Here is a 23,009-nt window from a genome sequence, read left to right on the forward strand (position 1 = left end):
GCCGCCCCTCGAACGATCGGATGCCTTACTTGATGAAGCGGTACGTCATCGGGTAGCGGTACAGCTCGCCGCCGTTGGCCTTCATGCCCGCGATGATCGCGAACACGACGATGACGATCCACGGCACGATGAGCGTGAGGCCGAAGGTGCACACCGACAGCAGGGCGCCCACGAACAGGATGATGCCCCACGTGATGTGGAAGTTCAGCGCCTCGTTGGCGTGCGCCTTGACCGTGGGCGACTCGTTGCCCTTGGCCAGCAGCGCGATGAGCGGGGCGATGAAGCCGATGAAGATGCCACCGAAGTGCGCGATCAGGGCCCAGGTCTTCTCGTCGCTGTTCGCGTAGCCGACCGGGCCGGCGCCGGGGTATCCACCGGGCTGCTGGTATCCGTACTGACCCGGCTGCTGGTAACCGCCGGGCTGCTGGTAGCCACCGGGCTGCTGGTAACCGCCCTGCTGGTAGGCGTTCGGGTCCTGGTAGCCCGCGCCGCTGGTCGGCGGCGGGTAACCTCCACCGGAGACCGGCGGCTGCTGGCCGTAGTCCGGGCCCGGCGGCGGATACTGTGCCCCGCCCGGCATCGAATAGGGGTTGTTGGGGTCCTGCGGCACGCCGTACTCCCCGGGGCGAGGTGGTTCACTCATGGGGGCCACGGTAGGGGTACCGATCAACTATCGCCAGCGACGTGGCATGACTTCTTTTGGACAAACTTGGCGCAGACCAGTCCAATAGCGGCGGTTCGCACACATGACGATCATTCCGTGGGCGGCGCGGGCGACGTAGACTGGCACTCACAAAGTGGGAGTGCCAGTTTCTCGAGGAGGTGCGCATGGCTCTCGACGAGCGCAAGCTCGAGGTCCTGCGTGCCATCGTCGAGGACTACGTCGCCACCCAGGAGCCCGTCGGGAGCAAGGCCCTCGTCGAGCGGCACAACCTGCGGGTCTCGCCGGCGACGGTCCGCAACGACATGGCCGTCCTCGAGGAGGAGGGCTATATCCGGCAGCCGCACACGAGCGCCGGTCGCGTGCCCACCGACGCCGGCTACCGGCTCTTCGTCGACAAGCTGTCCCGCGTCAAGCCGCTGAGCCCCGCCGAGCGCCGGGCGATCGAGCGGTTCCTGATCGGCGCCGTGGACCTCGACGACGTCGTGCACCGCACCGTGCGGCTGCTCGCGCAGCTGACCCGGCAGGTCGCCGTCGTGCAGTATCCGAGCCTGTCGCGGGCCAGCGTGCGCCACTTCGAGCTGGTGCCGCTGTCCACCACCCGGCTGATGGTGGTCATGATCGCTGAGACCGGCCGGGTCGAGCAGCGGATGGTCGACCTGCCCGGCCCGATCCTCGCCGACGACGTCACCGAGCTGCGCCGCAGAATTAACGAGAAGCTCGTCGGCAAGCGCCTCGTGGACACCCCGCCACTCGTCCAGGCGCTCGTCGAGGAGTCCGGGCCGAGCCTGCGCCCGCCGATGACCGTCCTGTCGACCGTCCTGCTGGAGACCCTGGTCGAGCGCACCGAGGAGCGGATCGCGCTCGCCGGCACCGCCAACCTGGCCCGCGGCGGCCTGCTGGACTTCCAGGGTTCGCTGCGGCCGATCCTCGAGGCGCTCGAGGAGGAGGTCATCCTGCTCAAGCTCTTCGGCGAGGTCGAGCCGAGCATGACCCGGGTCCGCATCGGCGACGAGAACGAGATCGAGGACCTGCGCAGCGCGTCGATCGTGGCGACCGGCTATGGGCCGGGCTCCATCGTGGTGGGCGGCATGGGTGTGCTCGGGCCGACGCGGATGGACTACCCCGGAAACATCGCCACGGTGCGTGCCGTGGCACGCTACGTCGGCGATCTGCTGGGACAAGGTTGAACCTCATGGACGAGTCAGGGGCATAGGACTCAGTGGCGAAGGACTACTACGGAATTCTCGGTGTCAAACGGGACTCCACGGCCGACGAGATCAAGCGCGCTTACCGGCGGCTGGCGCGCGAGTTCCACCCGGACGTCAATCCCGATCCTGTGGCACAGGAGAAGTTCAAGGAGATCAACGCGGCCTACGAGGTGCTGTCCGACCCGCGTAAGCGGGAGATGGTCGACCTCGGCGGCGACCCGCTCGCGCCCGGTGGCGGCGGGGCCGGCCCGCAGGGCGGGGCGTTCGTAGGGTTCCAGGACATCATGGACGCGTTCTTCGGCACGACCGCCAGCCGCGGGCCTCGCCCGCGGATCCGGCCGGGCGCCGACGCGATCCTGCGGCTGGACCTCGACCTGCACGAGACCGCGTTCGGTGTCGAGGCACCGATCACCGTCGACACCGCCGTCGTGTGCAGCACCTGCACCGGCGCCGGCACCGCGCCCAACACCCACCCGACCACCTGCGAGATCTGCGGCGGTCGCGGCGAGGTCCAGTCGGTGCAGCGCACGTTCCTCGGCCAGGTCGTCTCGGCCCGGCCGTGTTCGGCCTGCCAGGGCTTCGGCACCGTCATCCCGCACCCGTGCGCGACGTGCGGCGGCGACGGCCGGGTCCGCACCCGCCGCACGCTGACCGTGAAGATCCCGTCCGGCGTCGAGGACGGCATGCGCATCCGCCTCGCCCAGCAGGGCGAGGTCGGCCCCGGCGGCGGCCCGCCCGGGGACCTCTACGTCGAGATCCACGAGCGCCCGCACGACGTGTATTCCCGCAAGGACGACGACCTGCACTGCCGGGTCACCGTCCCGATGACGGCGGCGGCCCTCGGCACCCGGCTGACGATCAAGACCCTCGACGGCGAGGAGACGGTCGACGTCAAGGCCGGCACCCAGCCCAACCAGACGCTGCGCATCCGCGGCAAGGGCGTCCCGCACCTGCGCGGCACCGGCCGCGGTGACCTGCACGTCCACCTCGACGTGCGCACCCCGACGCGGCTGGAGCCGGAGCAGGAGAAGCTGCTGCGCGACTTCGCCCGCACCCGCGGCGAGGAGGTCGCCGAGCTGTCCAAGCAGGGCGGCTTCTTCTCCCGGGTGCGCGACGCGTTCAACGGACACGCGTGAGCGGCCGGAGCGCAGCGGAGGTCGTTCACGCGTGTGGCCTGTTCGGTCCGGATGTCGCGGCGTGAGCCTTCCGCTCTTCCTGGTCCCCGATCTTCCTGTCGGGGACCACTGGCGGCTCGACGGGCCCGAGGGGCATCACGCGGCCAACGTGCAGCGGCTCTCGCCCGGTGAGGCGCTCCTGCTCTGCGACGGCCGCGGCGGCCTGCGGCAGGCGGTGGTCGCGGCGGCGCACAAGGGTGCGCTCGATCTCGACCTCGGCGAACTGAAGCAGGTCCCCGCGCCCGACCCGAGGATCACCGTGGTGCAGGGGATCGCCAAGGGCGAGCGGGCGGAGCTGGCCGTGCAGCTGATGACGGAGCTCGGCGTCGACCGGATCGTCCCGTGGCAGGCCGCCCGCAGCATCGCGCGGTGGAAGGACGCCAAGCCGGTCGAACGGTGGCGGTCCACGGTCCGCGAGGCGGTCAAGCAGTCCCGCCGCGCCTGGCTGCCCGAGGTCACCGACGCGCGGACCACGAAGCAGCTCTCCCTCACCGGCACCGTCCTGCTGTTGCACGAGGAGGCGTCGGAACCGCTGTCGACCGTCCCCCTCGACGGCGACATCACCCTGGTCGTCGGCCCCGAGGGCGGCATCGCACCGGAGGAGCTCGCCGCGTTCCCCGACGCCGTCCCGGTGCGCCTGGGCCCCGAGGTCCTGCGCACGTCGACGGCGGGCGCCGCCGCCCTGGCCGCCCTGTCGGTCCGCCTCGGCCGCTGGTGAGGACCGCTCAGCGGAAGTAGGAGGCGCCGTTCAGGTCGAGGACGGCGCCCGAGGACCATTCCGAGCCCGCGAGGAACAGCACCGCCTCGGCGACCTCCTCGGGCCGGGCGACCCGGTTGAACGGGCTCTGCGCGCGGATCGCGTCGCCGTCGCCGGTGGCCATGACGGCGTTGCCCATGTCGGTGGCGACGAAGCCCGGGGCGACCGCGTTGACGGCGATGCCGCGAGGGGCCAGGGCCAGGGCGAGGGACTGGGTCAGCGAGTTCAGGCCGGCCTTGGCGGCGCCGTACGCCGGGTAGCGGGGTTCGCCGCGGTACGCGCCGCGCGAGGAGACGTTGACGATCCGGCCGCCCTCGCCGAGGTGGCGGGCGGCGCACCAGCAGACGTTGGCGGGGCCGGTCAGGTTGGCGGCCAGGGTCACCTGCCAGGCGGCCTGCCAGGTGGCGTAGTCATCGGTGAGGATCGGGTGCTCGACGGCGACGGCCGCGTTGTTGACGACCACGTCGAGGCCGCCGAGGGAGAGTGCCGCGCCGTCGACGAAGGCCTGGACGGCGGCGGGGTCGGTCAGGTCGCCGGAGACGATCACGTGACCGTCGCCGGGCAGCGCCGCCCGGACCTTCTCGGCGAGGTCCGCCGAGTCGCGGTGGTGCACCGCGACCGTGTCGCCCGCCGCGGCGAACGCGTGCGCGACCGCCTCGCCGATGCCGCGGGATGCCCCTGTCACCAACACCTTGCGTCCAGCCATGGCAGCACCGTACAAGAGCCGCAGGACACATACGATGCGACTGTGACTGATGACTGCCTGTTCTGCCGCATCGTCGCGGGCGAGATCCCGGCGACCGTGGTCCACGAGACCGACGACACCCTGGCGTTCCGCGACATCGACCCGAAGGCGCCCACGCACGTGCTGGTGATCCCGAGGGCGCATCACGCCGACGTCGCGGCGCTCACCGCCGCCGACCCGGCGCTCGCCGGGAAGGTGCTCGCCGCCTGCGCCGCGGTGGCGGAGCAGGAGGGGCTGACCGGCGACGGGTACCGGCTCATCTTCAACACCGGTCGGTTCGGCGGCCAGGAGGTCTTCCACGTGCACGGGCACGTGCTCGGCGGCCGCCCGCTCGGCCGGATGCTGGCGGCATGACCGCGCTCGAGAAGTACGAGCGGCTCGCCCGTCAGGTCCAGGCCGAGGCCCGCGTTCCGGCGCTGAGCGTCGCGATCCACCGGGCGGACCGGCCGCTGTGGACGTTCACCGTCGGCGCGGACGTCGACGAGCGCAGCCAGCTGCGGATCGGCTCGGTCACCAAGACGTTCACGGCGGTGCTGGTCATGCAGTGCCGCGACGAGGGGCTCCTGGACCTCGACGACCCGATCTCCCGGCACCTGCCGGTGAAGGCGCACGGCGACCTGACCGTCGGCAGGATGCTGTCGCACCTGTCGGGGCTGCAGCGTGAGCCGTTCGGCGACGTCTGGGACACGATGCAGGCGCCTGACGTGGACACGCTGCTCGACCAGCTCGACCGGGCCGAGCGGGTGCTGCCGGCCGGCCGGCGGTTCCACTACTCCAACCTCGCGATCGCCCTGCTCGGGCACCTCGCCGGGCGGCTGCGCGGCGGCACCTGGGAGGAGGTGCTGCGGGAGCGGATCCTCGACCCGCTCGGCCTGGACGACGTCGTCGTCACGCCGGCCCGGCCGGTCGTCGGCTACCAGGTCGACGCCTGGTCCGACTACGCGCACCCGGAGCCCCCGGACGACTTCGGCGCGGTCGGCCCGGCGGCGCAGCTGTGGAGCACCGCCGCGGACCTGGCGAAGTGGGCGGCGTTCCTGGCCGACCCGCGCGCGGTCGACCCTTCCGGCGGCGTCCTGGCGGCGGAGACGGTCGAGGAGATGCGGGCGCCGCGGGCCGTCACCGAGGACGTGCTGTGGGCGCGGGGGATCGGCCTGGGCCTGATCCTGCAGCCGCAGCCCGGCGGCGACCGGATCGTGCACGTCGGGCACGACGGGGCGATGCCGGGGTTCCTCGCCGGCGCCTACGGGCGGGTCGGCGGCGCCGGCACCCCCGCGGCGTTCGGGGCGGCGGCGCTCGGCTCGTCCGGCACCGCCGGTGAGGTCATCGACCTGACGCACCGGCTGCTCGCCGCGGCGGTCGAGAGCGACCCGGCCGACATCGCGCCGTGGCAGCCGGCCGAGCCGCCGCCGCAGCGGTACCGCTCGCTGCTGGGCCGCTGGTGGGGTGAGGGCTTCGAGTACGTCTTCAGCTGGCACTCCGGCGCCCTGCAGGCGCGGCAGGCGGACCAGCCCGCGAACCGTCCCCCGGCGGTCTTCGCGCCGGTCGACGGCCAGCCGGACGTGTTCCGCACGGTGTCCGGGCGGGAGGCGGGCGAGCTGCTGCGGCTGACCCGCGCCGGGGACGGCACGGTCGAGCGGCTGCACTGGGCGACGTACCGCTTCACGCGCGGCCAGGAGACGTTCGACAAGTACCGCTTCTGACCGCCGCGGGTCGCCGCGGGTCGTCGCGGGCCGCCCTGCGCCCGGCGGTGCCGCACGGCCGGGCGCGGTCAGCGGGAGATGATCGTGAAGACGGCGCCGTTGGGGTCCACGACGACCGCGATGCGGCCGTGCGGGGAGTCGAACGGCCCGTGCTGCACCTGGCCGCCCGCCGACCGGACCAGGTCGGCGGCGCGGTCGGTGTCGGCGGCGGCGAAGTAGACCATCCAGTGCGGCGGGATGCCCTCCCAAGCGTCGGTCATCGTGAGCCGCCCGGCGACGGGGTCGGCGTTGCCGAGGCTCCACGCCGTGTAGTCGAACTGCTCGTCGGCCTCGACCCGGGCCTGCCGGTAGCCGAAGAGGCCCTGGTAGAAGGCGTCGACGGGGTCCGGCTCGCGGGTGTTGACCTCCGCCCAGCACAGCGCGCCGTCCTCGTCGAACAGCTGCGAGCCGGTGTGCTGGCCCGGCTCCCACGCGCCGAACGCGGCGCCGGACGGGTCGAGGGCGAAGAGCATCCGGCCGTTGCCCGGGATGTCCATCGGCGCGACGATGATCTTGCCGCCGCCGGCGTCGACCCGGCGGGCGGTGTCCTCCAGGTCGTGTGACATGAGGTACAGGCTCCAGGCGGCGGGCGTCTGCTCCGCGCCGGGCATCGGCGGGCTCATCCCCGCCACGACCTTGCCTTCCTTGAGGCACATGACGTAATGCCCGAAGTCGGCGCCGGTGTCCAGGAACGTCCATCCGAACAGCGCCGAGTAGAACCGCTGTGCGGCGGCGAGGTCGGGGGCGACCAGGTCGGCCCAGCAGGGCTCACCGTCGACGTATCCGCTGCGCTCGACCATCAGGCCTCCCTGTCGATGTGGTCCTCTGCCTCAGTACCACCGGGCGGAGGGGCCTGTCCGGACTTTCAGCGCAAAGGACATGATCGGGCGACAACCAACCGGATATAAAGCCTATAAGGCATTAACCGGGCATCGGCAAGAAATGGGAACGGCTTCAAGGGCGGTCAGCCGATACCATGAAGAGCCTGGGACAACCCCAGCAGGAGCGAGCCCCGGAAGCAGGTGCTTGAGGCCCTACGCGGCCGACGTATGACCGAGACCCCAACCCCCGCACCGGCAGTGTCGTCGGAGCCGCCCGTGCGGGCCATCAGCAAGATCACGGTCCCCGACCCGCACACGATGGTCAGGCTGCTCGGCGCCGGAGACGAGATCCTCAAGCTCGTCGAGCGGGCCGTCAGCAGCGACGTGCACGTGCGGGGCAACGAGATCACCATCACCGGCGCGGCCGCGGACAACGCCATGGCCGAGCGCATCTTCAGCGAGCTCATCGAGCTGGTGCGCAAGGGGGAGACGCTCACCCAGGACACCGTCCGGCGCACCGTCGGGATGCTCCAGCAGAACACGACGGAGCGCCCCGCCGATGTGCTGACCCTCAACATCCTCTCCCGGCGCGGCCGCACCATCCGGCCGAAGACGCTCGGGCAGAAGCGGTATGTCGACTCGATCGACCAGCACACGATCGTGTTCGGCATCGGCCCGGCCGGCACCGGCAAGACCTACCTCGCCATGGCGAAGGCGGTCCAGGCGTTGCAGGCCAAGCAGGTCAACCGGATCATCCTGACCCGGCCGGCGGTCGAGGCCGGCGAGCGGCTGGGCTTCCTGCCCGGCACGCTCTACGACAAGATCGACCCGTACCTGCGCCCGCTGTACGACGCGCTGCACGACATGCTCGACCCGGAGTCCATCCCCAAGCTGATGGCCGCCGGGACGATCGAGGTCGCGCCGCTGGCGTACATGCGCGGCCGCACGTTGAACGACGCCTTCATCATCCTCGACGAGGCGCAGAACACGACGCCCGAGCAGATGAAGATGTTCCTCACCCGGCTCGGCTTCGGCTCGCGCATCGTGGTCACCGGCGACGTGACGCAGATCGACCTACCCGGGGGCACCCGCAGCGGCCTCAGGGTGGTCCGTGAGATCCTCGGTGACGTCGAAGACGTGCACTTCGCCCAGCTCGGCAGCGCCGATGTCGTGCGCCACCGGCTGGTCAGTGAGATCGTCGACGCCTACGCCAAGTGGGACGAGGCGCAGGAGGCACAGGAGGCCCAGAAGCCGCCGGTGCGTGCTGTGCCCGACCGCGGGCGCCGCAGGTAACCCCGGCTAACAGGAGCAGTTGTTGTCCATCGAGATCGCCAATGAGTCCGGCGTCGACGTCAACTCCGACACCATTCTCGCGGTGGCGCGGCACGCGCTCGACGAGATGGGGGTCAACCCGCTCGCCGAGCTGTCGATCCTGCTCGTCGACGTCGAGTACATGACGGAGCTCAACCACCGCTGGATGGACGGCGACGGCCCGACCGACGTGCTGGCCTTCCCGATGGACGAGGGCAGCGTCGACCACGGCCCCGGCGAGGGCGGCGGCGAGCCCGCGCTGCTCGGCGACATCGTGCTGTGCCCGGAGGTGGCGGCGAAGCAGGCCGCCGCCGCCGGGCACGCCACCATCGACGAGCTGGCGCTGCTCACCGTCCACGGCACCCTGCACCTGCTGGGCTACGACCACGCCGAGCCCGAGGAGGAGGCCGAGATGTTCGGCCTGCAGGCACGGCTTCTGGAGAGCTGGCGCAAGTGAGTGACGTGACCTTGCTGACGACCGCCGCAGGGCTGGTCGTGGTGGCAGGGTTGTTCGCGATGTCCGACGCCGCGCTCAACGTGGTGTCGCCGGCCCGTGCCCACGAGCTGGCCCGGGAGGGCAAGCCCGGCGCCAACGCCCTGCAGGTCATCGCGGCCGACCCGGCCCGCTACATCAACCTGCTCCTGCTGCTGCGGCTGCTGTGCGAGCTGACCGCGACCACACTCGTCGCGCTCGTCAGCGCCGCGGCCGTCGGCGGCGACCGCGACTGGCTCGCCGCGCTCATCACCGCCGGCTCGATGACGGTGGTGAGCTTCGTCGTCGTCGGTGTCGGCCCGCGCACGATCGGCCGCCAGCACGCCTACGCGGTCGCCCGGATCGCCGCGCCCCCGGTCCGGTGGCTCGGCACCGCCCTGGGCCCCCTGGCCCGGCTGCTGATCCTCATCGGCAACGCCGTGACCCCCGGCAAGGGCTACCGCGAGGGGCCCTTCGCCACCACCATCGAGCTCCGCGAGCTCGTCGACCTCGCCGAGCAGCGCGGCGTCGTCGAGCACGGCGAGCGCGACATGATCCACTCGGTGTTCGCCCTCGGCACGACGATCGCCCGCGAGGTCATGGTCCCGCGCACCGAGATGGTCTGGATCGAGACGCACAAGACCGTCCGCCAGGCGCTCATGCTCGCGATGCGCAGCGGGTTCTCCCGCATCCCCGTCGTCGGGGAGAACGTCGACGACGTCCTCGGCATCGCCTACCTCAAGGACCTCGTCCGCCGCACGTCCGGCGACGCGGCCGCCGGCGACATCCCCGTCGCCCAGATCATGCGCGACGCCACGTTCGTCCCCGAGTCGAAGCCCGTCGACGACCTGCTCCGCGAGATGCAGGCCGCCCGCACCCACATGGCGATCATCATCGACGAGTACGGCGGCACCGCCGGCCTCGTCACGATCGAGGACATCCTCGAGGAGATCGTCGGCGAGATCACCGACGAGTACGACGTCGCCGAGCGCCCCCCGGTCGAGGAACTCCCCGACGGCGCGTACCGGATCACCAGCCGCCTGCCGGTCGAGGACCTCGGCGAGCTGTTCGACGTGGAGCTTCCAGCCGACGAGGTCGAGACCGTCGCCGGCCTCCTCGCGCAGGCCCTCGGCCGCGTCCCGATCCCCGGCGCCGCCGCCGTCGTCGGCGGCCTGCACCTGCTCGCCGAGGGCACCGCCGGCCGCCGCAACCGCATCGACACCCTGCTCGTCCGCCGGGCCGACCCCGACGACGAGGAGCAGGCCAGCCACGACAGCGAAAGGCAGCACGCCGATGCCTGAGTCAGAGCCCTCGCAGCTCTCCGCGGAGGACGCGAAGCTGGTGACCCTGGCCCGGGCCGCCCGCGCCCGGATCGGCGCCGCGGAGGGCGCCGCCGTCCGCGACGGCGACGGCCGCACCTACAACGCCGCCTCCGTCGCCCTGCCGTCCCTGTCGGTCACCGCGCTGCAGCTGGCGGTGGCGATGGCGGTCGCGTCCGGCGCCGGCAAGATCGAGGCCGCCGCCGTCGTCACCGAGGCGTCGTCGCTGGACACCCTGGGCCGCGCCGCCGTCCGCGACGTGTCGCCGTCCGCCCCCATCCACCTGGCCGCCCCCGACGCAGTCGTCTTCGCCACCATCGCGGACTGACGCCGGGGATCGACGTTGGTGCGCAGAGACCGGGTCGACGACGTCGTCGACGAGTGGCGGGTGCAGCTGCCCGACACGGTCGGGCCCGCGATGGAGCTCGGCAAGCGGATCCACCGGCTCGCCGGCCGGCTGCAGGAGGTCGTCCGCGCCGAGACGGCGGCGGTCGGGCTGACGCCGGCCGAGTTCGACGTGCTGTCCGCGCTGCGGCGGGTGGGTGCGCCGTACGCGCTGAAACCCTCCGACCTGGCCGGCAGCCTGCTGCTCACGTCCGGCGGGATCAGCAACGTGCTGCGCAGGCTGCAGCAGGACGGCGTGATCGAGCGGGCCGCCGACGCCGCCGACGCCCGCGTCGCCTGGGTCAGGCTGACGCCGAAAGGGGTCACGGTCGCCGAGCGGGTCGTGCGGGCCGTGACGAGGGCGCAGGCGCGGCTCTTCGCCCCCGTGCCGGACGAGCTGCTGCTCACCGCGGCCGGCCACCTGCGGGAGCTGCTGGTGGAGCTGGGCGACGAAGCCGCTGAGGCCGCTGAGGCCGTATCCGAAGGAGCCTGAACACGTGCTGCAGCAGTACGACCCCCGCAACGCCGACATCCGCTACTGGGTCGACGGCGTGCTGCGGCACCGCGACGAGCCGGGGATCTCGCCGTTCGACTCGGTGGTGCAGGGCGGCGACGCCGTCTGGGAGGGGCTGCGGGTCTACGACGGCGGCGTCTACGGCCTCCGCGAGCACCTGGCGCGGCTGCGGCGCTCGGCCCTGGCGCTCGGCTTCGAGCGGATCCCCGCCGACGAGGAGATCGTGGCCGCGGTGCGGGCGACGCTGGACGCCAACGCCATGCGCGACGGCGTCCACGTGCGGCTCACCCTGACCAGGGGCGTCAAGGTCACCAGCGGCATGGACCCGCGGCTCAACGCGTCCGGCTGCACGCTGATCGTGCTCGCCGAGCACAAGCCGCCGGTGTACGACACGGGCGGCCTCTCCCTGGTGACCTCCAGCGTGCGGCGCCCCGGCCCGGACGTGCTCGACCCGAAGATCCACCACAACAACCTGATCAACTCGATCCTGGCGAAGATGGAGGCGAACCTCGCCGGCGCCGACGACGCGATGATGCTCGACGGCCGCGGGTTCGTCGCGGAGACCAACGCCACGCACCTGTTCGCGGTCGTCGACGGCGGTCTCGTCACGCCGCGGGCGGTCGCCTGCCCGGAGGGCATCACCCGCGACACCGTCATCCGGCTCGCGCCCGGCGAGGGGCTGAGCGTGGCCGTCCGCGACGTGTCGCAGGTCGAGATGTACACCGCCGACGAGGTCTTCTGCACCGGCACGATGGGCGAGATCGCCGGCGTCGTGCGGATCGACGGCCGCCCCATCGGCGACGGCACCGTCGGCCCCGTCACGAGCCGCCTCGCCGAGACGTACCGCGACCATGCCCGCAAGCACGCCCAGCGGCTGTAGCGGCTCAGAGGCTGTGCGCGGACAGCTCCGCGTAGAGCGGGGCGGCCGCGTCGACGAGCCACCGCAGGCGCTCCGGGACGTCGGCGGGGCGCGGGTCGTAGGCGGCGAAGCCCGTCGAGGACTCGACCGCCGCGTACCAGTGCGGCGCCCACACCCCGTCGGTGTCGCGCCGCCCGGCCGGCCACGCCAGCATCGCCGGGTCCCACGGGACGCCGAGCGCCGCGCAGAGCCGCGACAGCGTGCCCGCCGGGTCGCGCAGCACGTCCGCGGCGTCGACGACCGGGCCGCCGTACGCGCGGAAGATCTCCACCTGCTGCTCGTAGCCGAGGTCGGCGAGGGTCGGCTCGCCACGGACCTTCGCGTAGGAGGCGACCACGTACGCCGGGTCCCGGACGAGGAACGCGTTGCGGACCGCCCCCAGCCATTCCCGGCCGATGTCCGGCAGCAGGTGGTGGGTCATGTGCTTCTGGTAGTGCACCGCCGCCGGCACGTCCGCGACCAGCGCCGACACGGCCTCCCGCCAGTCGACGGGCTGGGACGCCAGGATCTCCTCCCGGCCCGGGTGCTCGATGCCGGTCGCGGCCAGATAGTGCGCGTACAGCGGCTCGTCGACCACCACCGTGTCCGCCCGCGCGCCGAAGCTGCGCATCATCGCGGTGGAGATGTTGCGGGGGCCGGACCACATCGCCACTCGTACCGTCATGGCTGACGAGGGTAACCGACGCGGCTTTCCGCCAGTTTTACTGCTGTATGTGACGGAATCCTGGTGCGCGTCGATGCGATCCACTCGGCCTTCCGGCGCTTACTGTCGGATGCGGAGCCCTGCAGTGCGCCCGCCCCGCCACCAGGCCTACTGGACAACGCCGACAGGTAGCCGACGGACGCACTGCGCGGGAAGGAAGGGGCCGGTCCATGGACCTGCTGATCGACGTGCGAGTGGCGCGACGGGACGGCACGACGCCGTCGTCGCTGTCAACCGGACGGGACCGCACGGTCCGCCTCCGGGCCGACCACGGCGGCACCGTCACCGACCTCATCACCGCGCTCCTGAGCGACCTCGACCCCGCCGACCGGCCGCAGCAGGCGACCTGGGCGTGGAACCTGCGCACCGGCCGCCGCCTCGACCCGGCCCGCCCGCTCGGCGCGCAGGGGCTGCGGTGCGGCGACACGATCGTGCTCGGCCCGCCCGAGCAGGCACCCGAAACGCCGGTCGCGCCCGCCGAGCACCGCTTCGAGCTGCTCGTCGTCGCCGGGCCCGACGCCGGACGGTGGCTGCCGCTGCCGGCGGGGGAGTTCGTCATCGGCACCGACCCCTCCGGTGACCTGGTCCTCGCCGACCCGGCCGCCGGCCGCCGCCACCTGCACCTGGGCATCGGCAGCCACGAGGTCGCCGCGACCGACCTGCGCTCGCCGGCCGGCACCACCATCGACGGCGAGCCGCTGACCGGCACCGTCACCCTCGCCCCCGGGCAGCTGCTGCGCCTCGCCGGCACCCTCGTCACCGTCGAGGAGACACCCGCCCTCGACATGCCCGTCGGCGCGGCGCCGGCCGTGTGGCTGCCGACGGTGCCGCAGCCGCCGAAGAAGCGGCGCCTGGCGTTCCGGCGCTCGACCCTCGACCCGGTCGCCGAGTTCGCCGCCGCCGTCGAACGCGCCGAGGCCGACGCCGCCGTCAAGCACCGGGCGGTGCTGCGGATGCGCCGCGCCGCGACACCGAGCCTGGCGCATCTCGCCCGCGCCGCCGACCGGTACGCCGGCGGCATCGACAACCCGGAGCTCGCCGCGGTGCGGGCCGGTGGCCTCTGGGCCCGCCGCCCCGACGACCGCGACTTCCTCACGCTGCGGCTGCGGACCGCCGACCTGCCGGGCCGGCTCCGCTTCGAACAGCCGCCGCCGGGCCCCGACGCCGACCCGGCCCACGTCGAGCGGACCGAGACGCTGCGGGCCCGGCACGCCGTCGACCGGGACGTGCCCGTCGAGGCCGACCTGCGGGTCCTCGGCGCGCTCGGCGTCGCCGGCCCCACCGGCGTCACCGACGGGGTGCTGCGCTCCTGGCTGACCCAGCTGGCGACCCTCGCCAACCCCACCGACCTCGCCGTCGTCGTGCTCAGCGACGCGCCGGAGTGGACCTGGACCGGCTGGCTGCCGCACACCCGGACGCTGACCGCCGCGATCGCCCCCGGCGCACGCACGATCGCCGCGGGCGAGGAGGACCGGCTGCAGGTCCTGGCGCTCGTCGAGGCGCTGCTGCGCCAGCGGCGCCGGGGCCGGCACGCGATCGCCGAGTCGTTCGTGCCGCACGTCGTCGTCGTGCTGCCCGATCCGTCGCTGGTGCCGCCGGCGTCCCTGACCCGCCTCGTCGAGGAGGGCCCGCGCTGCGGGATCAGCCTGCTGGTCGGCGCGCCGACCCGCGACGAGCTGCCCCCGGGCGTCTCCGTGCAGGACGGCGAGCCGCTGCCGGCGGACGTCGCGACACGGGTCGCGCACGCGCTCGCCGCCACGCCCGACGCCGCCGGCAGCGCCGCGCCGCGCGTCGCGCCCCTCGCCGAGGTGCTGAACCTGACCGAGCTGAGCCCGAGCGCGATCGTGAAGCGCTGGGTGCCGTCGACCCGCGACCGCGGGCTGGCCGCGCCGATCGGGCTCGGCGGCATGGCAGCCGGCGGGGTCGGGCCGGTCAGCGTGGACCTGCGCCGGGACGGGCCGCACGGGCTCGTCGCGGGGGTGGGCGGCTCGGGCCGCTCGTGGCTGCTGCGGTCCTACCTGGCCGCGCTGGCCGCCACCTACCCGGCGAACCGTCTCACGTTCGTCCTCATGGACTTCCCGCCCGCCTCCGGTGCCGTTTCCGGGTCGGATCCGGCCGCCGACGCCGACCCGGGTTCCGCGCCCGTCGGCACCTTCGCTGAATGTGTCTCGCTGCCGCACACCGTCGGCGTCTTCACCGACACCGACCCGCACCAGGCCCGCCGGGTCCTCGTGTCGCTCAACGCGGAGCTGCGCCGCCGCGAGGCCGTCCTGCGCCGGCACTCGGTCAAGGACATCGTCGAGATGGAACGCAAGTTCCCGGCGGCGGCCCCGGCGAACCTGCTCGTCGTCGTCGCCGAGTTCGTCGACGCCCCCGCCGACTTCGTGCCCGCCCTGCGGGAGCTCGCCCGCCGCGGCCGGCACGCCGGCGTCCACCTGCTGCTGGCGACCGCGAAACCGCACGGTGCCGTCGACGACGACCTGCGCGCCGAGGCCGACCTGCGCATCGCGCTGCGCGTCGAGGAGGAGGCCGACAGCCTCGAGGTGCTCGAACGCCCCGACGCGGCGCACCTGTCGCCGCTGCTCGCCGGGCGGGCGTTCGTGCGGACCACCGAGGGCGGCTTCCAGGCCGTCCAGGTCGCCTACGGCGGGTTCCGGTCCCCGGCCGGCCGCCGCGCCACCCCGACCACGGTCACCGAGGTCCGCTTCGAGTCCGGGCTCATCGACCGCGAAGCCCTCGACGCACCCGTCGGCGGCGACGAGTCCGCGCCGACGGACCTACAGCGGCTCGTGGAGGCCATCAGCGCCGCGCACCGCGAGGCCCGCGTCCCCGACCAGCCGCGGCCCTGGCAGCCGCCGCTCGCCCAGTCGTACACCCTCGAAGAGCTGACGCAGCCGGAGACGGCAGGTCACGGGTCGGGGTTCTCCGCCGCGATCGGCATGGTCGACCTGCCCAACTCGCAGGCCCGCCAGGTCTGGCAGCTCGACCTCGACGAGCTCGGCCACCTGCTCGTCTTCGGACCCACCGGCGGCGGCAAGAGCAGCCTGCTCGACACGGTCGCCGCCTCGTTCTCGGCCCGGTTCGACGGCACCAGGCTGCGCGTGTACCGCGTCGACGGCACCGCCGTCGAGCAGGCCGAGGCGCTGCTCGCCACCATCGACAAGCTGGTCGTGGAGCGGGCCGCGCTCGCCGAGCACGCCGGCGCCCGCGTCCTCGTCCTCGTCGACGGCCACGACGTACGGCTCAACGACGCCCTCATCCGGCTCGCCGGCGACGGCAAAGCGGTCGGCGTGCACCTGGTCCTCGCGACCGAGCAGCGCAGCGCCGTGCCGACGGCCCTGTCCCGGCTCATGCCCGGCCGGATCGTGCTCCGATCCGCCGGCCGGGGCCTCGTCGAGGGCACGATCGAGCTGCAGACGGCCCTCGCCACACCACCCGACGCACGCACCGTCACAACACCTGCACAACGCCCCCGCCAGTTGCAGCTCGAGGTCTGAGTACGCTGAACCACCGTGCAGCACAACTACCACGCAGGCTTCGCGTGCTTCGTCGGCCGGCCCAACGCGGGCAAGTCGACGCTCACCAACGCGATCGTCGGCCAGAAGATCGCGATCACGTCGGCGAAGCCGCAGACCACCAGGCACACCGTCCGCGGTGTCGTACACCGGCCGGACTCGCAGCTCGTGCTCGTGGACACCCCCGGGCTGCACCGGCCGCGGACCCTGCTGGGGGAGCGGCTCAACGACCTCGTCCGGGCCACCTGGAGCGAGGTCGACGTGATCGGCCTCTGCCTGCCCGCCGACGAGGAGATCGGCCGCGGTGACCGCTTCATCACCGGCGAGATCGCCGAGCTGAAGGCCACCCTCGTCGCGGTCGTCACCAAGACCGACCTCGTCGACCGCGGCAAGCTCGCCGAGCGGCTCCTCGCCGTGCAGGAGCTCGGCGACTTCGCCGACATCGTGCCGGTCAGCGCCGTCTCCGGCGCGCAGGTCCAGACCCTCGTCGACGTCATGATCAAACACCTGCCGGAGTCGCCGCAGCTGTACCCGGACGGCATGCTCACCGACGAACCCGAGCACGTCCTCATGGCCGAGCTCATCCGTGAGGCCGCCCTCGAAGGCGTACGCGACGAGCTCCCGCACTCGATCGCCGTCCTGGTCGAGGAGGTGCTGGTCGAGGAAGGCGGCCTGACCAGGGTCTTCGCCGACGTCTACGTGGAGCGCTCCAGCCAGAAGGCGATCGTCATCGGCCACCAGGCGAGCCGCCTCAAGGACGTCGGCACCCGCGCCCGCCGGGCGATCGAGGACCTCGTCGGCGGCCGCGTCTACCTCGACCTGCACGTCCGGGTCGCCAAGGACTGGCAGCGGGACCCGAAGCAGCTGCGCCGCCTGGGCTTCTGAGGGTTCTTCGGTGTCCGGGGCCGGGTTCAAGGGGAAGCTGTACCGCGACGACGCGGTCATCCTGCGGGTGCAGAAACTGGGCGAGTCCGACCGGATCATCACCCTCTTCACCCGCCGGCACGGCCGCATCCGCGCCGTCGCGAAGGGTGTCCGGAAGACCATGTCGAAGTTCGGCGGCCGCCTCGAACCCTTCGGCCACGTCGACGTGCAGCTCCTCGAAGGTCGCAGCCTCGACGTGATCAGCCAGGTGGAGGGCGTCGACCTGTACGGCCGCCGCATCATGGACGACTACCCCCGGTACACGGTCGCCTCCGCGATCGCCGAGACCGCCGAACGGCTCACCCCCGTCGAGCAGGAGCCGGCGCTGCGCCTGTTTCAGCTGACCCTCGGCGCCATCAAGGCCCTCGCCCTCGGCGAGCACGGCAGCAGCCTCGTCCTGGACGCCTACCTGCTGCGCGCGATGGGCATCGCCGGCTGGGCACCCGCGCTGCGGGAGTGCGCCGTCTGCGGCACCGCCGGCCCGCACCGCGGGTTCTCCGTGCCCGCCGGCGGCGCCGTGTGTCCCGACTGCCGCCCGCCCGGCGCGTCGCACCCGGCGCCTGCGACGATCGAACTGATGGCGGCGCTCGCTTCGTCGGACTGGCTGGTCGCCGACGCCAGCGAGCCCAACCATCGGCGCGAGGCCAGCGGGCTGGTCGCGGCGCATCTGCAGTGGCACCTGGAGCGGGCGCTACGCTCGCTCCCGCTGGTAGACCGGGACGACACCACCCGTGGCCGCGCCCGGGATCGAAAGGACAGTTCGTGAGCAGATTCCGTCCGCCGTCGCAGCACCCCACCGGCGCCCGCCCGCCGGCGCTGCCGAAAGAGGCCGTGCCGCAGCACGTGGCGATCATCATGGACGGCAACGGCCGCTGGGCGAAGCAACGCGGCCTGCCCCGCACCGCCGGCCACACCGCCGGCGAGGCCGCCCTCTTCGACGTCATCGAAGGCGCGCTCGAGCTCGGCGTCAAGTACGTCAGCGCCTACGCCTTCTCGACCGAGAACTGGAAACGGTCCCCCGAGGAGGTCCGCTTCCTCATGAACTTCAACCGCGACACCATCCACCGCCGTCGCGACGAGTTCCACGAGATGGGCATCCGCGTCCGCTGGGCGGGCCGCCGCCCCAAGCTGTGGCGCAGCGTCATCAACGAGCTCGAGTACGCCGAGGAGCTCACGAAGCGCAACGACAAGCTCACCTTCACCATGTGCGTCAACTACGGCGGCCGGGCCGAGGTCGCCGACGCGGCCGCCCGCATCGCTGCGGACGTGCAGGCGGGCCGGCTCAAGCCCGACCGCATCACGGAGAAGACCTTCGCCCGCTACCTCGACGAGCCCGACCTGCCCGACGTCGACCTGCTGGTGCGCAGCTCCGGCGAGATGCGCACCAGCAACTTCATGATCTGGCAGGCGGCGTACGCGGAGTTCGTCTCCGTCGACACCCTCTGGCCCGACTTCGACCGCCGCCACCTCTGGTACGCCTGCGAGGTCTACGCGAAGCGCGACCGCCGCTTCGGCGGCGCCATCCCCAACCCCGTCGTACCAACCTTGACCAGCTGAAACTGGCGGCGCTCGCCGGCGGTGCGGTCCCCGGCAGGGCCGGAGACGGCACCGCCGGCGGCGATCAGTGGTCCTGGCAGCAGGGGCGCTGGGAGGCAGACTCGAACGGGACGAGGACGCCGCCGCGGGCGAACTGGGTCACCAGGGTCAGCACGCCGTCGCGCCAGATGGGGCGGACGAAGTCGCCGGTGTCGATCAGCATCTCCGGGACGGCGGTCAGGCCGCCGAGGATGACGACGCGGTCGATGGCGGAGTCCGCCAGTACGGTCGAGACCGCCAGCACGCCGGTGAGCTTCTCCCAGCCTGGGAAGAGCACGGCGCGGGCGCCCTCCGGCGCAGTGCCCGTGCCGACCTGGACCTCGCCGCCCTCGAAGTACGTGAACGCGGGGCGGCCGCCCACCAGGATGTGGTGGTCGGCCGCCGTGACGTCGGGAAATCCCATTACCGGGGGTAGACCCAGATCGGGTTCGCGTAGAACCAGAGGTCCTTCCACGGGTCGGCGTCGCCGACGACGTCGATCGCGGGGCCCGCCGGGTCGACCGCCGGGCCGTGGTAGCCGGGGGCGGTGCGGTTGCCGTCGGTGCCGCGCAGCCGGACGTAGAAGGGCTGGTCGACGGGGCCGAGGTCGTAGGTGAACGCGACCGTGCCCGTGGACTTGTTGACCTCGAAGGACTTCACGACCTTCGTGTCGGGGGCCTTGAACGTGTCCTTGTCGGAGACGGCGCCCGTGACGGCGCCGCGGATCACGTCGACGCGGGCGAGGGTCGGCACGAAGTTCGCCCAGTTCGGCGTGTTCGCCAGCTTGATGCGGATGGTGAGCTCGGCGCGCTGACCGCGGCGGACCACCAGCGAGTCGCCCAGGGTGACGCCGGAGCCGCCCGCGCGGACCTGGACGTCGAGGGCGCTGATCAGGCCGCCGTGGTCGACCCAGACGCGGCCGGCCCGCAGGGCCTCCATGACGGCGGCGTAGCCGAAGTTGCGCGCGCCGACGTGGGTACGGCTGTAGTAGCCGGGCCAGAAGTCACCGGGGGTGAGGCTGGCCGGCTGGCCGTACACCGGGTCGAAGTGGTAGCCGTTGGCGTTGAAGTCGGTGTTGTCGGGGCGCTTCGCGGTCTCCTCGTAGACGACGTGGGAGTCCGAGTTCGCGGTGATCCACCACGCCTTGCCCTCGGCGAGGAGGCTGTCCCAGAGACCGCCGACGGTGGAGGTCATCCAGTCGAAGCCGCCCCAGGTGCGGTAGCTCTCCAGCGGGTAGCCGGGGAACGAGGCGGCGCCGGGCGCGTTGCCGTAGAAGCCACGGGCGGAGCCGCCGCCGGTCGGCTTGGCGATGCCGGCGGCCTGGTGGCCGGGGGCGCCCTCGAAGCCGATCGCGATGCGCGGGTTGGCGTCGCGCCAGCCGCGGATCTCGTGCGGCGAGTCGATGCCGTTACGGGCGGGGTGGTTGGCCAGGAACAGCGCGTCCTGCACCCGCCGCTTCGTGACCTGCTCGCCGAGGAACTTCACGCCGGCGATGGCGAGAGCCTCGGTGACCAGGGACGGGTCGACGGCGCCGACGACGGAGCCGTCGAACGTGTTCTCGAACTCCTTCAGGACCGCGACCTCGTTGGCGCCGGGGTGCACGAAGACGGTGCCGTGCTCGGCGGCCGGGATGTTCCACTCCAGGCCCTGGAAGACGAGGACGTCCTTGTAGTCGTCGCGGGCCGCCCGGATGTCGGGGTTGACCTTGTCGACGCCGATCTTCACGTGGCCGGTGCTGCCGTGGTCGGTGATGACCATCCAGTCCAGCCCGTACGCGGAGGCGTGCCGCACGTGGTCGGAGACCCGGTACATGCCGTCGCTGGAGAACTGGGTGTGGATGTGGTGGTCGCCGGCGAGCCACTTGTAGCCGTTGCCCAGCGGGCGGCCGTGCCCGTGCCGGTCGTAGCCGTCGAAGCCGGCGTGGTCGTCGTCGTCGCCGTGGGCGTGCGCGGTCCCGGCGCCGGCGAGGGCACCGCCGGCCGCGGCCGCGGCACCGAGCAGGCCGGCGCGGCGCAGGAAGCCGCGGCGGGAGACGTCGCCGGGGGAGAGCTCGCTGTCGGGGATCGAGGCGTCGAGCACCGCGGGGACGTCGCCGGCAGCCTGCGGCATGTCCTCGTGGTGATGGTGGTGGCCGTGGCCCATGTTGGGGGCTCCGTTCAGAGTCGATGGTCCTCACCGGGGAATCTCGACCGCCTGAACGAACATCAGGTAGCGACGTGGCTATGTATGCACGAACTTCAGCAAGATCAATGCCGCCGCGAGGGTCGCGCCGGCGAGCACGACCGATCCGTCGGACCAGCCGAAACGGGTCTCGCGGGCGCTGGTGCGGGGCTGCCCCCGGTCGAAACCGCGGGCCTCCATCGCGGTGGCGAGCCGGATGCCGCGCCGGATCGCGCCGACGAGCAACCCGAACGTCGCCGACGCCGCGAGCCGCAGGTGCGCGACCGGGTTCCAACCGGCGTCGATGCCGCGGGCCCGCCGGGCGAGGCGGATCAGCCGGTACTCGTCGGTGAGCAGCGGCACGAGCCGGAACGCGGCGAGCGCGCCGATCGCGAACCGGGGCGGCACCTTCGCGTGCGCGATGAGCGAGTCGGCGAGGTCGGTGGGGTCGATCGTCGCGAACATCACGAACCCGGGCAGGCCGATCGCGACGAGCCGCAGCGCGTAGCCGAGCGCCGGCTCGTGTACCTCGAAGCCGGCGACGGTGCCGACGACCGGTCCCGTACGGGCGCCGAGCAGCACCGTGAAGACGAGCACGACGGTCGCGGACAGCAGCAGCGGCCACCCTCGCCGCCACAGCTGCGCCGCGCTCAGGCCGGTGAGCGGCAGCAGCGCCAGCTCCACGCCGATCGCGACCGCGGTGACGAACGGGTCGACGGTCGACAGCACGGCGGCGGTGAGCAGGGCCGCCGCGAGCAGTTTCGCGGTCGCGTCGCGACGGCGCAGCCAGGCGGTCATGCGCGGTCCAGCCGCAGCCGGCGGTCGCCGAGCGCCCGCACGAGGTCACGGTCGTGGGTGACGATCACCAGGCCGCGGCCCTCGTCCCGCAGGTCCGCGAGGAGGTCGACCAGCTCCCGCCACGTCCGCGGGTCCTGGCCGAACGTCGGTTCGTCGAGGATCAGCAGGTCCGGGGCGGCGGCGAGGGCCGTGGCGACGCTGAGTCTGCGCTGTTCGCCGCCGCTCAGGGTGTACGGGTTGGCGAGGGCGAGCCTGTCGAGGCGCAGCCGGCTCAGCAGGTCGTCGACGACCTTCGGGTCGCGGCCGCCGAGGAGCAGCTCGTCGCGGACGGTCGAGGTGACGAACTGGTGCTCCGGGTTCTGGAAGACCGAGCCGATCCGGCCGGCGAGCTTCGAGGCCCGCCAGCGGTGCGGCGGCCGCCGCTCGCCGGGAGCGTGCACCCGGCCGGGCTTCGCCGGCTTCGTCAGCCCGCCGAGCAGCAGCGCCAGGGTCGACTTGCCGGCGCCGTTGGGGCCTTCGACGACGAGGGCCTCGCCGGCGCGGACGACCTCGTCGACGACGTTGCCGGTGTGCCGCAGCGCCAGCCGCTCCGCGGTCAGCAGGACCGGGCCGGGGCCGGAGCCGGGACGGTGCGGCACGACGACCGGCTCCTGCTCCTCGCCCAGCGTGACCACCCGGTCGACCAGGGTCAGCGCGTCCTCGAGGCGGTGTTCGACGAGGATCATGGTGGCGTCGACGTCGTGCAGAGCCTTCGCGAGCGCTGCCCGTACCAGCTGCGCACCCGCCGGATCGAGGTTGGCGGTCGGCTCGTCGAGCAGGAGCAGCCGCGGCTGCGACACGAGCACGCCGGCGATCGCGAGCCGCTGCTGCTCACCGCCGGACAGCTGAGCCGTGTCGCGGTCGCGGTCGTACGGGAAGCCGACGGCGGCGAGGGCGGCGTCGACCCGCGGCCAGATCTCGTCGCGGGCCACACCCCGGTTCTCCAGGCCGAACGCGACGTCGTCGCCGCAGCGGCTCATGACGAGCTGGGTCTGCGGGTCCTGGAAGACGATGCCGGTGCCCGCCCTGTGCTGCCGGGCCGGCGCTCCGTCGACGAGCACCTCGCCCTCCTGCTCGCCGGAGTCCTCGGCGAGCAGGCCGGCGAGCGCGGCGAGCAGGGTGCTCTTGCCGGCGCCGGAGGCACCCGCCAGGAGGACCCGCTCGCCGTGCTCGATCCGCAGGTCGAAGTGGCGGACCGCCCAGGCCTTGCGCCCGGCGTGCCGCCACCCGAATCCCTTGAACTCGACGGTGCTCACTGTTGCTGGGA

At 72.8% G+C, this 23,009-nt stretch carries 23 protein-coding genes; 15 read left to right on the top strand and 8 right to left on the bottom strand.

Annotated features, from left to right (window positions below):
* Window positions 1-25 precede the first annotated feature (25 nt).
* Entirely contained in the window at window positions 26-643 is a 618-nt protein-coding gene (locus tag ABZ321_RS14500) for a DUF4870 domain-containing protein (RefSeq protein ID WP_344511979.1), read from the bottom strand.
* A 185-nt stretch (window positions 644-828) separates the two neighbouring features.
* Between ABZ321_RS14500 and hrcA the strand changes: the two genes are divergently transcribed.
* The 3 genes from hrcA to ABZ321_RS14515 all read left to right on the top strand — a co-directional run bounded on the left by hrcA (window position 829) and on the right by ABZ321_RS14515 (window position 3,765).
* A complete protein-coding gene (hrcA, locus tag ABZ321_RS14505) occupies window positions 829-1,851 on the top strand; it encodes a heat-inducible transcriptional repressor HrcA (protein WP_344511977.1) in 1,023 nt (340 codons plus the stop codon).
* Between the two features lie 32 nt (window positions 1,852-1,883).
* Window positions 1,884-3,008, top strand: a complete 1,125-nt coding sequence (gene dnaJ, locus ABZ321_RS14510) for a molecular chaperone DnaJ (RefSeq protein WP_344511975.1) — start codon at window positions 1,884-1,886, stop codon at window positions 3,006-3,008.
* A 61-nt stretch (window positions 3,009-3,069) separates the two neighbouring features.
* A complete protein-coding gene (locus ABZ321_RS14515; protein WP_344511973.1) occupies window positions 3,070-3,765 on the top strand; it encodes a 16S rRNA (uracil(1498)-N(3))-methyltransferase in 696 nt (231 codons plus the stop codon).
* Between the two features lie 7 nt (window positions 3,766-3,772).
* Here ABZ321_RS14515 and ABZ321_RS14520 read toward each other — a convergent pair whose 3' ends face one another.
* A complete protein-coding gene (locus ABZ321_RS14520) occupies window positions 3,773-4,510 on the bottom strand; it encodes an SDR family oxidoreductase (RefSeq protein ID WP_344511971.1) in 738 nt (245 codons plus the stop codon).
* Window positions 4,511-4,552: 42 nt separating this feature from the next.
* On the opposite strand from ABZ321_RS14520, the gene ABZ321_RS14525 reads away from it, so the two are divergent.
* Both ABZ321_RS14525 and ABZ321_RS14530 read left to right on the top strand, forming a co-directional pair.
* Window positions 4,553-4,903 carry a histidine triad nucleotide-binding protein gene (locus ABZ321_RS14525; protein ID WP_344511969.1) on the top strand — a complete coding sequence of 117 codons (351 nt, stop codon included), beginning with the start codon at window positions 4,553-4,555 and terminating at the stop codon, window positions 4,901-4,903.
* The gene (locus ABZ321_RS14530; RefSeq protein ID WP_344511967.1) at window positions 4,900-6,249 is read left to right on the top strand and encodes a serine hydrolase domain-containing protein; all 1,350 of its coding nucleotides are present in this window, start codon (window positions 4,900-4,902) and stop codon (window positions 6,247-6,249) included. The genes ABZ321_RS14525 and ABZ321_RS14530 overlap by 4 nt, the downstream gene beginning before the upstream one ends.
* 68 nt (window positions 6,250-6,317) lie before the next feature.
* On the opposite strand, the gene ABZ321_RS14535 is transcribed toward ABZ321_RS14530, so the two are convergent.
* Window positions 6,318-7,088, bottom strand: a complete 771-nt coding sequence (locus ABZ321_RS14535) for a VOC family protein (RefSeq protein WP_344511965.1) — start codon at window positions 7,086-7,088, stop codon at window positions 6,318-6,320.
* A 249-nt stretch (window positions 7,089-7,337) separates the two neighbouring features.
* Here ABZ321_RS14535 and ABZ321_RS14540 point away from each other — a divergent pair, with 249 nt between their 5' ends.
* Genes ABZ321_RS14540 through ABZ321_RS14565 form a run of 6 tightly spaced genes read left to right on the top strand, consistent with a single transcriptional unit; the run spans window position 7,338 to window position 11,989 of the window.
* Window positions 7,338-8,402, top strand: coding sequence for a PhoH family protein (locus tag ABZ321_RS14540; RefSeq protein ID WP_344511963.1), 1,065 nt, complete (start codon window positions 7,338-7,340; stop codon window positions 8,400-8,402).
* A gap of 22 nt (window positions 8,403-8,424) precedes the next feature.
* A complete protein-coding gene (gene ybeY / locus ABZ321_RS14545) occupies window positions 8,425-8,877 on the top strand; it encodes an rRNA maturation RNase YbeY (protein ID WP_344511961.1) in 453 nt (150 codons plus the stop codon).
* Entirely contained in the window at window positions 8,865-10,193 is a 1,329-nt protein-coding gene (locus ABZ321_RS14550; RefSeq protein WP_344512080.1) for a hemolysin family protein, read from the top strand. Before ybeY ends, ABZ321_RS14550 begins: the two co-directional genes overlap by 13 nt.
* Window positions 10,186-10,539, top strand: a complete 354-nt coding sequence (locus ABZ321_RS14555; protein ID WP_344511959.1) for a cytidine deaminase — start codon at window positions 10,186-10,188, stop codon at window positions 10,537-10,539. Before ABZ321_RS14550 ends, ABZ321_RS14555 begins: the two co-directional genes overlap by 8 nt.
* 18 nt (window positions 10,540-10,557) lie before the next feature.
* Window positions 10,558-11,088 carry a MarR family winged helix-turn-helix transcriptional regulator gene (locus ABZ321_RS14560; RefSeq protein WP_344511957.1) on the top strand — a complete coding sequence of 177 codons (531 nt, stop codon included), beginning with the start codon at window positions 10,558-10,560 and terminating at the stop codon, window positions 11,086-11,088.
* A gap of 4 nt (window positions 11,089-11,092) precedes the next feature.
* The gene (locus ABZ321_RS14565) at window positions 11,093-11,989 is read left to right on the top strand and encodes an aminotransferase class IV (RefSeq protein ID WP_344511955.1); all 897 of its coding nucleotides are present in this window, start codon (window positions 11,093-11,095) and stop codon (window positions 11,987-11,989) included.
* A 4-nt stretch (window positions 11,990-11,993) separates the two neighbouring features.
* Here the strand turns inward: ABZ321_RS14565 and ABZ321_RS14570 are convergent, their stop codons facing one another.
* Entirely contained in the window at window positions 11,994-12,692 is a 699-nt protein-coding gene (locus tag ABZ321_RS14570) for an HAD family hydrolase (RefSeq protein ID WP_354891203.1), read from the bottom strand.
* A gap of 209 nt (window positions 12,693-12,901) precedes the next feature.
* Here ABZ321_RS14570 and ABZ321_RS14575 point away from each other — a divergent pair, with 209 nt between their 5' ends.
* From ABZ321_RS14575 to ABZ321_RS14590, 4 genes are read left to right on the top strand one after another with little or no spacing between them, the layout of a single operon-like run.
* Complete coding sequence (locus ABZ321_RS14575) at window positions 12,902-16,228, top strand: FtsK/SpoIIIE domain-containing protein (RefSeq protein ID WP_354891204.1); 3,327 nt, start codon at window positions 12,902-12,904, stop codon at window positions 16,226-16,228.
* Between the two features lie 15 nt (window positions 16,229-16,243).
* Window positions 16,244-17,131 (top strand): GTPase Era, encoded by an 888-nt coding sequence (gene era, locus ABZ321_RS14580; protein ID WP_344511949.1) that lies wholly within the window; start codon window positions 16,244-16,246, stop codon window positions 17,129-17,131.
* A 10-nt stretch (window positions 17,132-17,141) separates the two neighbouring features.
* Window positions 17,142-17,936 (top strand): DNA repair protein RecO, encoded by a 795-nt coding sequence (gene recO, locus ABZ321_RS14585; protein WP_344511947.1) that lies wholly within the window; start codon window positions 17,142-17,144, stop codon window positions 17,934-17,936.
* On the top strand, window positions 17,933-18,727 hold the full coding sequence (locus ABZ321_RS14590; protein ID WP_344511945.1) for an isoprenyl transferase: 795 nt from the start codon (window positions 17,933-17,935) through the stop codon (window positions 18,725-18,727). The genes recO and ABZ321_RS14590 overlap by 4 nt, the downstream gene beginning before the upstream one ends.
* Window positions 18,728-18,791: 64 nt before the next feature.
* Here ABZ321_RS14590 and ABZ321_RS14595 read toward each other — a convergent pair whose 3' ends face one another.
* The 4 genes from ABZ321_RS14595 to ABZ321_RS14610 all read right to left on the bottom strand — a co-directional run bounded on the left by ABZ321_RS14595 (window position 18,792) and on the right by ABZ321_RS14610 (window position 22,998).
* Window positions 18,792-19,169, bottom strand: coding sequence for a hypothetical protein (locus ABZ321_RS14595; RefSeq protein WP_344511943.1), 378 nt, complete (start codon window positions 19,167-19,169; stop codon window positions 18,792-18,794).
* Complete coding sequence (locus ABZ321_RS14600) at window positions 19,169-20,854, bottom strand: PHP domain-containing protein (protein WP_344511941.1); 1,686 nt, start codon at window positions 20,852-20,854, stop codon at window positions 19,169-19,171. Before ABZ321_RS14600 ends, ABZ321_RS14595 begins: the two co-directional genes overlap by 1 nt.
* A 111-nt stretch (window positions 20,855-20,965) precedes the next feature.
* On the bottom strand, window positions 20,966-21,703 hold the full coding sequence (locus tag ABZ321_RS14605) for an energy-coupling factor transporter transmembrane component T (protein WP_344511939.1): 738 nt from the start codon (window positions 21,701-21,703) through the stop codon (window positions 20,966-20,968).
* Window positions 21,700-22,998, bottom strand: a complete 1,299-nt coding sequence (locus tag ABZ321_RS14610) for an ATP-binding cassette domain-containing protein (RefSeq protein WP_354891205.1) — start codon at window positions 22,996-22,998, stop codon at window positions 21,700-21,702. Before ABZ321_RS14610 ends, ABZ321_RS14605 begins: the two co-directional genes overlap by 4 nt.
* Between the last annotated feature and the right edge of the window lie 11 nt (window positions 22,999-23,009).

The organism is Dactylosporangium sp. NPDC006015, assembly GCF_040614215.1.
Lineage (GTDB): Bacteria > Actinomycetota > Actinomycetes > Mycobacteriales > Micromonosporaceae > Dactylosporangium > Dactylosporangium maewongense.